We start from the raw sequence: 474 nt of genomic DNA on the forward strand, positions 1-474 counted from the left end.
TGACCAGCGTCTTGCGCCCCAGCTCTAACGCACTGGAGAATGTTTCACGGGAAAACTGCGTCACCCCTGCCTGTAATAACTCATGCGCTTCCACACGTCCGCGCGCTCGCGCAAGAATATGCAAATGCGGAAAGTGCTGCTGGCATATTTCCACCAGCTTCATGGTGTCTTCCGGCCCGTTACAGGTAATGACGATAGACTCAGCGGCCTCTGCACCCGCAGAACGTAAAAGATCGACCTGCGTGGCGTCGCCGTAATAAACTTTGTAGCCATATTTACGCATCAGGTTAACGGCGCTGATATCCCGCTCCAGCACGGTAATGCGCATTTTATTTGCCATCAGCAAACGACCAATCACCTGACCAAAACGCCCGAAGCCCACGACAATGACCTGGGGTTTATCATCGTTGACCCACGGTTTTTCGTCTTCTTCTTCCGGTCCGTTAAACTGGCGGGATAGCCATTTATCCACCA

Annotated in this window: 1 protein-coding gene; it reads right to left on the bottom strand. The window is 52.7% G+C overall.

Annotated features, from left to right (window positions below; all coding sequences use genetic code 11):
• A partial coding sequence (locus K0040_RS22480) for an NAD-binding protein (RefSeq protein WP_228110452.1) occupies positions 1 to 474 on the bottom strand: 474 nt, incomplete at both ends.

Source organism: Terrisporobacter petrolearius (assembly GCF_020748185.1).
Classification (GTDB): Bacteria; Bacillota; Clostridia; order Peptostreptococcales; family Peptostreptococcaceae; genus Terrisporobacter; species Terrisporobacter petrolearius.